The sequence below is a fragment of the Arthrobacter sp. B2a2-09 genome (assembly GCF_027587375.1).
Taxonomy (GTDB): Bacteria; Actinomycetota; Actinomycetes; order Actinomycetales; family Micrococcaceae; genus Arthrobacter.
Genome location: NZ_JAMXIC010000010.1, coordinates 149,344 through 161,482 on the forward strand (window position 1 = coordinate 149,344; position 12,139 = coordinate 161,482).

Here is a 12,139-nt window from a genome sequence, read left to right on the forward strand (position 1 = left end):
AGTGGAGCTCCCCTTCAACCAGTCCTGGCTTGAGGTCCTCTTGTTGGCCTCCGTCCGGATGACCGCCTTCTTGGTGGTAGCGCCGCCCTTTGCGCACCAAGCAATTCCGCTGCGCATCAAAGCCATGCTCGGCCTCGGTTTGGGGCTGGCCGTCTCCCAACGCCTCTCCGTTGGCTACACCTCCAAGGACACCGCCGGCTTCATCACGGCCGTGGTCCTTGAGCTCGTGACCGGTCTGGTCCTTGGCTTCCTCGTTTTGCTCGTCTTCGCGGCCATCCAATCGGCCGGCAGCCTGATGGACCTCTTCAGCGGCTTCCAGATGGCACAGGGCTTCGATCCCCAGATGATGATCAACGGTGCCCAATTCACCCGGCTGATGCAGATGGCTGCCTTGGCCCTGCTTTTCGCCTCCGACGGCTACCAGTTGGTGATCGGTGGCCTGACCGGAAGTTTCACGGCCTTGCCGTTGGCTGGCGGGCTGGACATGGCACAGCCCGTGCACGCGATGATTTCGGCTGTTACCGGGATGTTCCTTTCCGCCGTGCAAATCGCCGGGCCGCTGCTGGTGGTACTGGTACTCGCCGACATCGGGCTGGGGCTCCTCACCCGCGTAGCGCCCGCCCTGAACGCTTTTGCCCTGGGCTTCCCGCTCAAGGTCTTCATCACCCTGGGGCTCGCAGGGTTCCTTTTCCTGGCACTGCCGAGGCTCGTTGCCATGCTTGCCGAGCAGGCGGCCAACACGCTGATGGGGGTGGGCTGATGTCGGATTCACAGGAGAAAACCGAGCAAGCCACTGACAAACGGATGCGGGAAGTCAGGTCCAAGGGGCAGCTTTCCCGCTCGCAGGACCTCACCGCCTGGCTCGCCGTCGGATCCGCGGCGGCCATGATCCCGTCCACCATCGAGCGTGCCTCCAACGTTGCGGCGGACCAACTGTTCACCGTCCGCGGCGTGATCGCGAACCCCGAGCCTGCCAAAGCCATGGCAGCGCTTGAGGCCGGGTTCGGATCTTTGGCCCAGGTGCTGGGGCCCCTGTTCGTGGTGGTCATGGTGGTAGTGCTGGCCGGATCCGCACTGCAGGGCGGAATCCACTTCAAAAGGTTCCGCGCGGAGTTTGAACACTTCAACCTTGTCAGCGGCCTCAAGCGGATCTTCGGCGGCCAGGCGCTGTGGGGCGGCCTCAAAGCGCTCCTGAAGACCGCCGTCGTCGGGCTTGTCCTGTACGCGGTAGTGCAGGGCCTCATCCCGGTACTGCTCACCGCAGGGGGACTGCCGGTGTCCGGCATCCTTTCGGCAGCGGCCGGAGGGATAGGTTCGTTGATCCAATTCGCCGTGCTGGCGGGCCTGGTCCTTGCCGCCGCGGACATCTTCGTGGTCATGCGCCGCAACCGCAAGAAGACGCGCATGTCCAAAAAGGAAATCAAGGACGAAAACAAGAACAGCGACGGCGATCCCCTCATCAAGTCCCAGCGCCGCTCGCGCCAATTGAGCATGAGCCGGAACCGGATGATCGGCGCGATCGCCGACGCCGACGTCGTGATCGTCAACCCGACGCACGTCGCCGTAGCGCTGAAGTACGACGCCGGCAAAGCGGCACCGCGCGTCGTGGCGAAGGGAGCGGGGGTGATCGCTGCCCGAATCAGGGAAGAGGCGGAGGCGAAATCGGTCCCGATGGTCCAGGACATCCCACTGGCGAGGGCACTGCATTCGGCCTGCGAGCTAGGCCAGGAAATCCCCGTGGAGCTGTACCGGGCCGTGGCGGGAGTCCTGGCATTCGTCATGTCACTCAAGGCCAGGGGAGCGGCCCGCGGAATGCACCGTTTGCCGGGCGTGGCGGGAACCATGGCCGGAGCCCCCGCATGAGAGGGCGTCCACGCATGAGCCGCAACCCTAACCCCCGAACCGCACTCAGCAACCACTCCACCCCGGACAGGACACCGCAATGAACAGATTCGCCAGGCTCACCGTGCCGGTGGGAATCGTGGGCATCGTGCTGCTGCTCGTGGTTCCCGTTCCGGCGCCGCTGCTGGACTTCCTGATCGTCTGCAACATCCTGCTGGCCCTGCTGATCCTGCTCACCAGCATGTTCGTCAAGAAGCCCCTGGACTTCTCGGTGTTCCCGTCCTTGCTGCTCGTGGCTACGCTGTTCCGGCTGGGGCTCAACGTCGCGTCCACGCGGCTGGTGCTGGGACAAGGATTCGCCGGGCAAGTGATCGACGCTTTCGGCAAAGTCACCGTGGGCGGCTCCATGATCATCGGCGCCGTGGTGTTCCTGATCCTGGTGGTCATCCAGTTCGTGGTGGTCACCAAGGGCGCCGAACGCGTTGCCGAGGTGGGGGCAAGGTTCACCCTGGACGCCATGCCCGGCAAGCAGATGGCCATCGACGCGGACCTCAATGCCGGCCTCATCACGGATGCCCAGGCCCGCAAGCGCCGCGCAGAGGTGTCAGCCGAGGCCGACTTCTACGGTGCCATGGACGGTGCCTCGAAGTTCGTCAAGGGCGATGCCATCGCGGGCATCATTATTATCATCATCAACTTCGTTGGCGGCATTGCCATCGGCGTGCTGCAGCGGGGCATGAATGTAGGCGATGCGCTGAACTCCTATGGCCTGCTGACCATGGGCGACGGGCTCGTCACGCAGATCCCGGCACTCCTCATGGCCGTGTCCACGGGCATGATCGTCACTCGGTCCAATGCCGAGGAGGACATGGGTCGTACGGCCTCCTCGCAGCTCATGCAGTCGCCCAACGCCTTGCTCATCGCGGGACTGGCTGCAGTGGCCATGGCTCTCATCCCCGGCATGCCCATCGTGCCCTTCCTGCTGGTGGGCGCTGCCCTGCTGTTCGGCTCCAGGCGCCTGGCGGCGCAGCAGAAGAAGCAGAGTGAGGCGGAGGAGGCCCAGGAAGCAGCCACCCTGAGCTCCGAAGAAGACCCCAACGAGCGGCTCATGCAGGACATGCGCGTCCACCCCGTGGAGATCTTCTTGGCGCCTGACCTTGTCGACATGGTCTCCGGTGCCTCGGACGACCTCCTGGCCCGTGTCCGCTCCTTGCGCCACAAGATCGCCATGGAGTTGGGGATCGTGATTCCGCCCGTCCGCACGCGCGACAACGTCGAGCTGCCACCGGCCACCTATGCCATCCGCATTGCCGGCGTGGAAGCCGGACGCGGCACGGCGCCGTCGGGCAAGCTGCTTGCCCTCGGTGATTACCTTGACGCACTGCCCGGTACCTCTACGGTGGAACCGGTCTTCGGGCTGGCGGGAAAGTGGATCCCCACTGAGATGCGCCACAGCGCTGAAATGACCGGGGCAACTGTGATCGACCGGGTTTCCGTGCTGGTGACGCACTTGTCGTCGATCGTCTCGGCCAACGCCGCAAGGCTCCTCACCCGCGAGGACGTCCGTGTGCTGACGGAAGGCGTGCGCAAGCAGAGCCCGGCCGCCGTCGAGGAACTCATTCCCGGGCTGATGTCCTTGGCCGAGGTGCAGCGGGTGCTGCAGGGCCTCCTCGAAGAACAGGTCCCCATCAACGATCTTCCCCGCATTTACGAAGCCCTTGCCCTGCGTGCCAAAGTTTCCGCCGAGCCCGAGGCCCTGATCGAAACCGCCAGGCAATCCTTGGGCCCCGCGCTCGCAGCAAAGTTCCTGGACGGCACCGTGCTCAATGTGATCATGATCGATCCGCTCCTGGAACAGTCCATGCTCGAAGACATGCGCCCGGCCGAGGGGGGTACACAGATCGTCATGAGCCAAGCGCGCCTGGACGCTGTCCTGGCCTCGGTGCAGAGTTCGGTAGAGGCGGCGGCCAATTCCGGACGGCAAGCCGTCTTGGTGTGTGCCCCGGCGTTGCGGCCTGCGATCCGGCGGCTCGTGGCGGCTCCCGACGGTGGTGTACCCGTGTTGTCCTACCGTGAAGTAACGTCCGCCAACATCCAGATCGAAACCTTGGGGGTGGTCCGCCATGCCGAAGCAATACAAGCTTAAGGGCACGTCCCTCGACGTCATCCGCGAGAAGGCCGAGCAGCAGTACGGCCCCGGCGCGCGCATTGTCTCTGCCGAGAAAGTCACCAATCCGGGGATCGCCGGGCTCTTCGCAGCCAATCGCTACGAGGCCACGATCGAGGTTCCGTCAGGGGACCCGGGCGATGCACCGCTCGGCGCTGTTCCATCCCAACTAGCTAGCAATAGTGGTCGTTTTGACGGCTCTGAACGACAACAACTGCCAGTTAGTTGGGAGGCCCACGCTGGCGGGGCGGTGCACGCGTTGCAGGGACCCGCCATCGCTGCGCTCCTGGAGCAAGCCGATGCCGCCGAGATGGACCTGCACCGGCCCGCGGCAGCTGTTTCAACCGCGGCTGCCGTTTCGACGGCCTCGCCCGACTTCGCTGGGCTCTTGGAGCAGCTCGGCAAGGAGTTCCAGGCGCCGGTCTCCGGACCGCGGCCCCAAGGGGAGTTGACCCCCTTGCCGGCAGCCGCCGTCGGACACGCCGTTCCAGTGCCCGTACCAGTGCTGCTGGCCGGCAGCGGCAACCTCATCATCCTGCTGGGCCTCGGCGACGGCGCCTTGGGACCAGCGCTGGAAATGTCCATCGCTGAGGGCGGCTACGACGTCCGGACAGCCGGAGCATTGACCGCTTTCGGGCACCTCCACGTGACGGGGCGCCAGGGCGCGACGGCGGCGCGCGCCCAAGCGGTCCTCACGGGCCAAACCGTGCTGGTGGCGTACGGACTCGGCAGGCAGGGCGAAGCCGTGACGCATGCGGCGGACGTCGCCGCCCTCGCCCCGGACCAGTTGTGGCTGGTTGCCGACGCTGGACGGAAACCGGAAGACACGGCAGCGTGGGTACGCGCGCTCTCCGTTGCGCTGGCCGCTGAGCGTGTCCGTGTCGATGCCCTTGCTGTTTTCGGCGCGTCGGAGACCGCAAGTCCCGAGACGGTCAACGGACTCGGGCTTCCCCTCGGGTGGGTGGACGGCAAGCCCGCCCGCGTTGCCGTGCTCGGAAAGGTAGATTGAGAGCATGCTGGTACTGACACGCAAGCCGGGCGAACAGATCATGATTGGTGAGGACATTGTCATCACCGTCATGGAAGGCCGCGGCGACGGCGTGCGGATCGGGATCGAGGCGCCCCGCGGAGTGTCCATCCAGCGTCGGGAAGTGGTTGAGGCGATCGCCGCGGCCAACCTCGCGGCTGCCCAGGCAGGACCCGAAGCCGAGGAACTCGTTGCCGGGCTGCGGCCGCCCGTTCAGAAACCACGCAAGGAATAGGCGCGCGCAAGGGCATGCAAGTTGCGCGATGGCCCCGAGGCGGAGCGCAACGTCGGACACCACGGTGCGTATGAGTGCGCATGCTTAGGTGGCATCCAAACCGCAATGAATCCTGTCCCAGGATGAATCGGCGATCACGCCGCTGCCACTAGGACCTCCATCTCGATGCAGTTGGCGCGGGATATTTGGCTTTACAGACTTTTGCTTGCTTGGCGGTCTAGGAGAATTGCAATATTCTCCATGCATTGGGAGTATTTGATGTATTGATCGCGTGGCATTGCTTCATTGCTTCCATCGTCTTCTAAAAGGAATGACTCTCCTTGGAAGAAGTGATGTCCAAATGAAAAGCTGGATTTCAGTGATCCATATTTTGCTGGGACTGCCCTAATGCTCACAAACTTTGGTGCTGGCGCATCAGGGGCGGAAGCGGCATCGCTTGAAAATTCAGACTCTAGTTCAGACCCATGGGTGAAGCACAACAAGCCATCGCCGACGGTACTGTGACGGAAGCCAGTGATTTGGCAACAGCCGTCTCTTCGGCTGAAGTCGTATTTCGACCGTCCGGGCGTGGGACAATTTCACCGAACAGCCAAAGCATTGCAACGGTGATTTGTACGAGCACCATGGATGGACCCACGTGTCACTCGGCGCCGGTGGGATGATATTCAAGGTTCGCGTTACGTGCGCGGCCTCAAACTGGGCGATCCCGGCGGTCAGCGTCTGGATTCGGGGAAACCCTTGCCCTCAACCCTGCGTATTGTCAGGGATGCCCAGCTGGGCCGATTCAGAATCGGGCATCGAGTGACCAGACCCAGGTTGTTGGCGTCAATGGCAGCCAGGTGACATTCTATGTACCTCAAGTTGGTAGTAGTGGAGGGTATGGAACCGGATACTGGTATTACACTCATACCATTCAAATAGTTTCGCCCCAAGTGGGGAATGTTGGCTCAGACACCCAAGTTGTCTACAAGAATGCGATCTGACTGATTGCGATGAAGATTCGGACGATTGACGAGCGGGACATGAACTTGATCTGTGTCGATCCGTCTTTTCGAGTGATAGACGTCTGGCTCGACCCCAACAGTGGTGCTTGGGGCAAGTCGCAGGCTTTCGATATTGCGTCGGGCAGCCTCCTGGAAGTCCTTGAGTGGGCGAAATTGGACAGGCAATCGTGCAACTTTTCGGAGGTTTACGCCTACGATGCAAACCCGAACTCGGGACAGCCAAGCTTTATTCTCTTGCACACTGTCGTCCACCGGTAGCCGTCCCTACTCCAACCCCAGGAACTCCTTAAGGAGTGGCAGCGAGCAATCCCTCGTCACGGCCAAGGCCCGCTCGATATTGGCGTTTTCAGCGAGGAACGTCACGTCATCCACAGTGTCAGCCTGCGCGACCGCTCCCGGAGCTGCTGAGGCCATTATGTCGCCGGGCTGCACAGAGCGAAGCGGCGCGTTCCCGGCCCGTTGTGGCCCCGTCAAGAGAGCCTCGACGTTGGTGGCCGCGGTTGTTTCGACTTGCTTGAGCAACAGGATCAGGCCGTGGTGGTGTTCCTGAAGAAGTTCCGGCCAGATTCCGGGCGGCGCCACTGAAGCGATCATCGGCAAGGTGGCGTTCGCCGGTAGATGCCATTCGATGGCCCGGGCCGACGACTCGATGTTCCGGGCAAGTGTGTCGAACCGAAGGTTCTCCAGGACCTTTTCCACGTCAGCGGCAGTGAACTTCAGCCATTGCCAATTGCCTGCCCGAACGTGCAGCAACTGTGATTCGAGCCGGTACAACAGCAGTTCCAGCTGTCTCCGCTCGCGCCACAGCATCGCCGATAACTCTTCCGCCCCCACGGTTCCCCATTCCCCGGTTTGGCCTGCGAAACATGATTCCGAGGCCGTTTTTGTATCTTTTTCATGAGCGTACACGCATTGTTATTTTTCAGATGGTATGTTCACTGAATACATGTCTGTTCCATGTAATCTTCGGCACGCCGCGTCGTCTCAGCTGCTTGCCGAAGGAGCCTTGGAACCAGGCTTTTGCAACTCAATAAACGGGTCTCATGGGGGGACTAACTTTGAATCGCGAAGAACGCAACGAGCTGGTGCTGCAGCACTTACCACTCGTTGGCTACTTGGTGTCGGAGCTCTGCGCGAGAGCTTCTCATTTGTCGCGCGACGATTTCGCGTCGGTAGGGTCCGTGGCGTTGATAACGTCTGCCGATTCATTCAATCCGAACCTCGGAGTCCCCTTCGGCGCGTTTGCGCGCCGCCGGATCGTCGGAGCCTTTGCGGACGAGATGCGGGCCAGCGACTGGGCCACCCGATCAGCGCGCAAACGCATCAAGGAAACCATGTCGGTCCAGGAAACGCTGTCCGGCGTCCTCGGCCGCACTCCGTCGGTGGCCGAAACCGCATCAGCCCTGGGCGTCGAACGCAGCGTGGTGGAAGCCGCCCTAGCCGATGCCGCGCGGACGCTGTCGCCGCTGGACGACGTCGTCGTGGACACCGTCGCGGCGGACACCGTCTCCCCGGAACACTCGGTCTTGGCAGATGAGCGCCTCAAATACCTTCGCGCCGCCGTTGGCGCCCTGCCGGAAAAGATGCGGTACGTCGTCGAGGAAATCTACTTCGCGGGTCGGACCGTCAAGGAGCTAGCCGAGGAACTCGGTTCCACGCACGCTGCGGTCTCACAACAGCGTGCCGAGGGCATCCGCCTCATGCGCGATGGACTGTCTGCACATTACGCGGACGATCCGGGGCAGGCTTTTGAGCCCCAATCGCGCATCACTGCCCGACGTCGGCACGACTACCTCTCGACGCTTGCCACCGCTACGTTGGGCGGAATTACCCGTAGTTTCAACTCGCCTGATGCTGCCTTGAACCGGGCTGTCTAGACCCAGCGCTGCACTCCTGTGCGGAGGCTCAATTACTCGCCCAATCATGCCGCTGAAGGGGACGAAAACGCCCTCGCGGCGGCTAACACCCTGACCCGGGATTCTTCAGGAGGCCCCTCCCGCAGCACCATGGCAGGGGAATGATCCTCCAGATAAGGGTTCATTCCTTGGAACCAGGCCTGGATGACGGTGGAGGAGTCTGCCTCGCGAAGCGTGCCAGCAATCTGATAGGCATCGCGGAGCCTCTGCTCTACAACAGCCGAGGGCTTGCGTGGATCCTCCGGGTCAGCCCATTGCCGGACTGCACGCGTTTCCTTGACTGATCCAAGGTAAGCAACAAGTCGAGCCCCGAGAATGTCCCTGAGTGCCTGGACCAGTTCAGGCACCCCCATGTTCATGGCGTCAAAATGGGCGCGTAGGCCGATGCGCGGCCCTGCTGGATTGCTCATTGCACCATGATTGCGCCCACGCGAAATAAAAACAAGAGGATCACACGCCTTTTCCATCGATATCACAAACAAATCACACACGAATCGCAGACTCGATCCGCTTCCGCAGCCTCTACTTCACCGACGAGGACCATGTGGAAGGCCGCAAAGAGGGCACCGAGGGACTCCTCGATGCCCTCCAAGCCTTCGTTGAAGGCAGCTTTGGCTTACTTCGCGGTCGGCACGCGGCGGAGCACGACGGCGGCAAGGATTGCAGCTCCGGCCATCAATACCAGCCCGATCGCCGCCGTGATGTGGACTCCCGATTCAAATGCGGTACGCGCGGCGGCGGTCAGGGCGTCGCCCAACGGCTGGGGCAGTGTGGCAGCGGCGTCCAAGGCTCCGGCGAGCGTCTCCCGCGAGCGTTCGGCCGCGTGGCCGGACAGTTCGCTTGGAAGCAGCAAATGGTGTTGGTAGGACGCTGTCAGGATGGAGCCAAGCACGGCTGTGCCCAGCAATGATCCGAGTTCGTAGCCCGTTTCGGAGATCGCCGATGCCGCGCCCGCCTTGTCAGCAGGAACTGCGCCGAGGATCAGGTCGTTGGAGATGGTCTCGGCCGAGCCAACCCCTATGGCCAGCAGTAGGAGAGCCGTCAGAAGGTACCCCGGACCCTGGCTGTGGTTGCCCAGGGCGGCCACGAGGTATCCGACTGCGCTCAGCGCCAGCCCCGATGCCACCACCAGGCCCGGGCGGATCCGCTTGACCAGCGGAACCACCACCAGGCCCGCCACGATGGTGGCCAGAAGTGCCGGAACCATCGCGATCCCCGCCTGCATGGGGGATTGGCCTTCCACGAGCTGCAAGTGCTGCGCGAAGAAGTAGATGAAGCCCGTCATGGAGAACAGCGACAAGACGTTGGCGGTGATGGCCGTGCTGAATACCTTGTTCCGGAAAAGCTGTACGTCCAACATGGGCGATGCCAAAGAGCGCTGCCTGCGGACGAAGACGATTCCCATGGCCAGGCCGAACGCCATGAAGGCCGCGGGTCCCGGGCCAAAGCCATGGACGGCTGCCTCCTTGATGCCATAAACCACGGGGGCCATGGTCAAGATGGACAGCACGATGCTGGGAACGTCCGGTTTGCCCGGATTGCGATCCTTGGACTCCGGGATGAGGAACGGGCCGAAGGCGAGCAGGGGCAGCAACAGTGGCACTGCAACCAGGAATACGGCTCCCCACCAGAAATGCTCCACGAGCCAGCCACCGAAGATCGGCCCGAGCGCGGCACCGCCGGAGAATCCCGCTGCCCACACCGCCACGGCGAGCCGGCGGCGGTTCGGGTCCGGGAAAATGTTGCGGATCAAGGACAGCGTGGACGGCATGAGCATGGCTCCGAAGATGCCCATGCTGGCGCGTCCAGCAATGAGCCATTCAGCCGACGGCGCGAAGGCGGTGGCCGCGGAAACGGCGGCGAAGCCTGTGCTGCCGATCAAGAGCAAGCGGCGGCGGCCGATCCTGTCTCCCAGGTTTCCCATGGACACCAAAAGTGCGGCGAGCACCAGCGGATAGGCATCCACGACCCACAACAGCTGCACGCCCCCGACTTCCAGCGACCGGGCGATTTGCGGCAGGGCAAATGTCAGCGCCGTATTGTCCACAGCCACCAGCAGCACAGGGAACATCAGGAGTGCCAGGGCAGCCCAATCGCGCCACGGGGCGGATTGGATCGACGGGGTGCGGGGGTGCTGGGTTGTGGACGGGGTGAACATGAACATAACTGTACCGTCTGGACGGTATAGTTTCAATCTGACTCATCGAATTGCCACATCGAACTAAGGGATGATGGACACCATGCCGCGAAAACCTATTGCCCGGGACGCAGTCCTGGATGCCTTTGAAGCCCTGCTGATCGAGGTGGGGGAGCGGGCTGCCACCCTGGACGCCGTCGCCAAGCGCGCGGGCGTCTCCAAGGGCGGCTTGCTCTACCATTTCCCCAACAAGGAAGCCATGATCAGCTCCTTGCTCGAACGCATGGACAGCCTGGCCGCATTGGACATCGAGGCAATGAAGGCGGCCCCAGAAGGCGCGGCCGCATTCTTCATCAAGTCTTCCCTTTGGGCTGATACTCCTTTGGATCGGGTGTTTGTGGCAGCCACGCGGCTCGCGGAAGTAGCCCATGAAGAAACCCGCAGGCGCTTCGCCGGGATCCAGCAACAGTGGCTCGATGTGCTCGCTGAGGAAGTGGGTCCCGAAATGGCCAAAGCGGTCCGGTACATGGGCGATGGGCTCTACTTCAACGCAATGCTTGAAGGCGGTGCCGGTGATACGGAAGTCAAGGCCAGCGCGAGGAGCGCCGACGTCGGTGCGCTGCTGGCCGCCGTCGAACGCCTCCGTAACTGAGCGCGCGCGGAACATTTGCGGACGCGGGCAGTCCATAGGACAATTGACAGTTGTGGCAGCCGTCACCGGCAACCACAATCAGATTCACACAACTGAATACGCCTTTGATCTGCGGCGGGAGAGTCCTGCAGGCATGTGATGCAGGCGCCGTAGGAGCAAATCCTCCCCAGGAATCTCTCAGGCCCACGCACCGCCGCGGCAAGGCAACTCTGGAAAGCAGCACGGAACACACGTGCTCACCGACGGTGCAAGCGAAACAGTGCCACAAGCACGGTTTCGCGGAAACTCTCAGGTCCAATACAGAGCGGGGAGGAACCCGATTAGCTGTGGCGTACCCTGCGCCGCCTTATTAATGGAGTTCCTTCGTGACGGTTAGTTCAACCTCCACTACGTTCGTTGACCGGCATATCGGCGCCCGCCGCCAGGCCGACATTGACATCATGCTCAAGTCTGTTGGCTACGATAGTGTCGATTCGCTCGTAGACACCGCGGTTCCAAATGACATCCGCCAGGATGTCGCACTGACGCTCCAGAACGCCCTCAGCGAGGTGGAAGTTCTGGCTGAACTTCGCAAGCTGGCGGCCAAGAACAAGACGGCCGTGCAGATGATCGGCCAGGGCTATTACGACACCGTCACTCCGCCGGTGATCCGCCGCAACATCCTCGAATCCCCGGCCTGGTACACGGCCTACACCCCGTACCAGCCGGAAATTTCCCAGGGCCGCCTTGAGGCACTGCTGAACTTCCAGACCATGGTCCAGGACCTTGTCGGCCTGCCCATCGCCAATGCCTCCCTGCTGGACGAAGCCACCGCCGTGGCCGAAGCGGTCCTGATGATGCGCCGGGCGAACAAGAACAAGACGGCCCATGACGGCAAGACCGTCCTGGACGCCGATTGCCTGCCGCAGACCATCGCCATCGTGAAGGGCCGCGCCGAGGCGCTGGGCTTCGAGGTGGAGATCGCGGACCTGTCCCAGGGCCTGCCCGACGGCGATATCAACGGTATCGTGCTGCAGCAGCCGGGCGTTTCCGGCCGGGTGTTCGACCACTCTGCCGTGATCGCCGCCGCCAAGGAACGTGGCGCCCTCGTCACCGTTGCCGCGGATTTGTTGGCGCTGACCCTGATCACGCCTCCGGGCGAGCAGGGTGCCGACATCGC

At 62.7% G+C, this 12,139-nt stretch carries 10 protein-coding genes, 1 pseudogene and 2 riboswitches; of the genes and pseudogenes, 8 read left to right on the forward strand and 3 right to left on the reverse strand.

Features of this window, described 5'->3' with window-relative positions; all coding sequences use genetic code 11:
- Position 1: 1 nt before the first annotated feature.
- From NFJ07_RS13075 to NFJ07_RS13095, 5 genes are all read left to right on the forward strand, one after another.
- Positions 2 to 760 carry a flagellar biosynthetic protein FliR gene (locus NFJ07_RS13075; RefSeq protein ID WP_269994922.1) on the forward strand — a complete coding sequence of 253 codons (759 nt, stop codon included), beginning with the start codon at positions 2 to 4 and terminating at the stop codon, positions 758 to 760.
- Complete coding sequence (locus tag NFJ07_RS13080) at positions 760 to 1,863, forward strand: EscU/YscU/HrcU family type III secretion system export apparatus switch protein (RefSeq protein ID WP_269994924.1); 1,104 nt, start codon at positions 760 to 762, stop codon at positions 1,861 to 1,863. Before NFJ07_RS13075 ends, NFJ07_RS13080 begins: the two co-directional genes overlap by 1 nt.
- Positions 1,864 to 1,942: 79 nt before the next feature.
- Positions 1,943 to 3,988, forward strand: coding sequence for a flagellar biosynthesis protein FlhA (locus tag NFJ07_RS13085; protein ID WP_269994926.1), 2,046 nt, complete (start codon positions 1,943 to 1,945; stop codon positions 3,986 to 3,988).
- Entirely contained in the window at positions 3,966 to 5,018 is a 1,053-nt protein-coding gene (locus tag NFJ07_RS13090; RefSeq protein WP_269994928.1) for a hypothetical protein, read from the forward strand. The genes NFJ07_RS13085 and NFJ07_RS13090 overlap by 23 nt, the downstream gene beginning before the upstream one ends.
- A 4-nt stretch (positions 5,019 to 5,022) precedes the next feature.
- A complete protein-coding gene (locus tag NFJ07_RS13095) occupies positions 5,023 to 5,271 on the forward strand; it encodes a carbon storage regulator (protein WP_269994930.1) in 249 nt (82 codons plus the stop codon).
- 1,268 nt (positions 5,272 to 6,539) lie between these two features.
- Here the strand turns inward: NFJ07_RS13095 and NFJ07_RS13100 are convergent.
- Positions 6,540 to 7,085, reverse strand: a complete 546-nt coding sequence (locus NFJ07_RS13100) for a hypothetical protein (protein ID WP_269994931.1) — start codon at positions 7,083 to 7,085, stop codon at positions 6,540 to 6,542.
- A gap of 233 nt (positions 7,086 to 7,318) precedes the next feature.
- Between NFJ07_RS13100 and NFJ07_RS13105 the strand changes: the two genes are divergently transcribed.
- On the forward strand, positions 7,319 to 8,152 hold the full coding sequence (locus NFJ07_RS13105; protein WP_269994932.1) for a sigma-70 family RNA polymerase sigma factor: 834 nt from the start codon (positions 7,319 to 7,321) through the stop codon (positions 8,150 to 8,152).
- Positions 8,153 to 8,196: 44 nt separating this feature from the next.
- Here NFJ07_RS13105 and NFJ07_RS13110 read toward each other — a convergent pair whose 3' ends face one another.
- Together NFJ07_RS13110 and NFJ07_RS13115 are read right to left on the reverse strand one after the other, a co-directional pair.
- Positions 8,197 to 8,601 (reverse strand): hypothetical protein, encoded by a 405-nt coding sequence (locus NFJ07_RS13110; protein ID WP_269994934.1) that lies wholly within the window; start codon positions 8,599 to 8,601, stop codon positions 8,197 to 8,199.
- Positions 8,602 to 8,807: 206 nt separating this feature from the next.
- Complete coding sequence (locus NFJ07_RS13115) at positions 8,808 to 10,349, reverse strand: MFS transporter (protein WP_269994936.1); 1,542 nt, start codon at positions 10,347 to 10,349, stop codon at positions 8,808 to 8,810.
- A gap of 82 nt (positions 10,350 to 10,431) precedes the next feature.
- On the opposite strand from NFJ07_RS13115, the gene NFJ07_RS13120 reads away from it, so the two are divergent.
- Together NFJ07_RS13120 and NFJ07_RS13125 are read left to right on the forward strand one after the other, a co-directional pair.
- Complete coding sequence (locus NFJ07_RS13120) at positions 10,432 to 10,980, forward strand: TetR/AcrR family transcriptional regulator (protein WP_269994938.1); 549 nt, start codon at positions 10,432 to 10,434, stop codon at positions 10,978 to 10,980.
- Between the two features lie 105 nt (positions 10,981 to 11,085).
- Positions 11,086 to 11,183, forward strand: a riboswitch (glycine riboswitch).
- Position 11,184: 1 nt separating this feature from the next.
- Positions 11,185 to 11,293, forward strand: a riboswitch (glycine riboswitch).
- A gap of 52 nt (positions 11,294 to 11,345) precedes the next feature.
- A pseudogene (locus NFJ07_RS13125) lies at positions 11,346 to 12,139 on the forward strand (glycine dehydrogenase (aminomethyl-transferring)); the annotation flags it as partial.

Bases quoted from the DNA above. Each gene is read 5' to 3' on its own strand.
- NFJ07_RS13105 (WP_269994932.1), top strand. From the start codon at position 7,319: ATGGGGGGACTAACTTTGAATCGCGAAGAACGCAACGAGCTGGTGCTG.
- NFJ07_RS13090 (WP_269994928.1), top strand. From the start codon at position 3,966: ATGCCGAAGCAATACAAGCTTAAGGGCACGTCCCTCGACGTCATCCGC.
- NFJ07_RS13100 (WP_269994931.1), bottom strand. From the start codon at position 7,085: ATGCTGTGGCGCGAGCGGAGACAGCTGGAACTGCTGTTGTACCGGCTC.
- NFJ07_RS13120 (WP_269994938.1), top strand. From the start codon at position 10,432: ATGCCGCGAAAACCTATTGCCCGGGACGCAGTCCTGGATGCCTTTGAA.
- NFJ07_RS13095 (WP_269994930.1), top strand. From the start codon at position 5,023: ATGCTGGTACTGACACGCAAGCCGGGCGAACAGATCATGATTGGTGAG.
- NFJ07_RS13115 (WP_269994936.1), bottom strand. From the start codon at position 10,349: ATGTTCACCCCGTCCACAACCCAGCACCCCCGCACCCCGTCGATCCAA.
- NFJ07_RS13110 (WP_269994934.1), bottom strand. From the start codon at position 8,601: ATGAGCAATCCAGCAGGGCCGCGCATCGGCCTACGCGCCCATTTTGAC.
- NFJ07_RS13085 (WP_269994926.1), top strand. From the start codon at position 1,943: ATGAACAGATTCGCCAGGCTCACCGTGCCGGTGGGAATCGTGGGCATC.
- NFJ07_RS13080 (WP_269994924.1), top strand. From the start codon at position 760: ATGTCGGATTCACAGGAGAAAACCGAGCAAGCCACTGACAAACGGATG.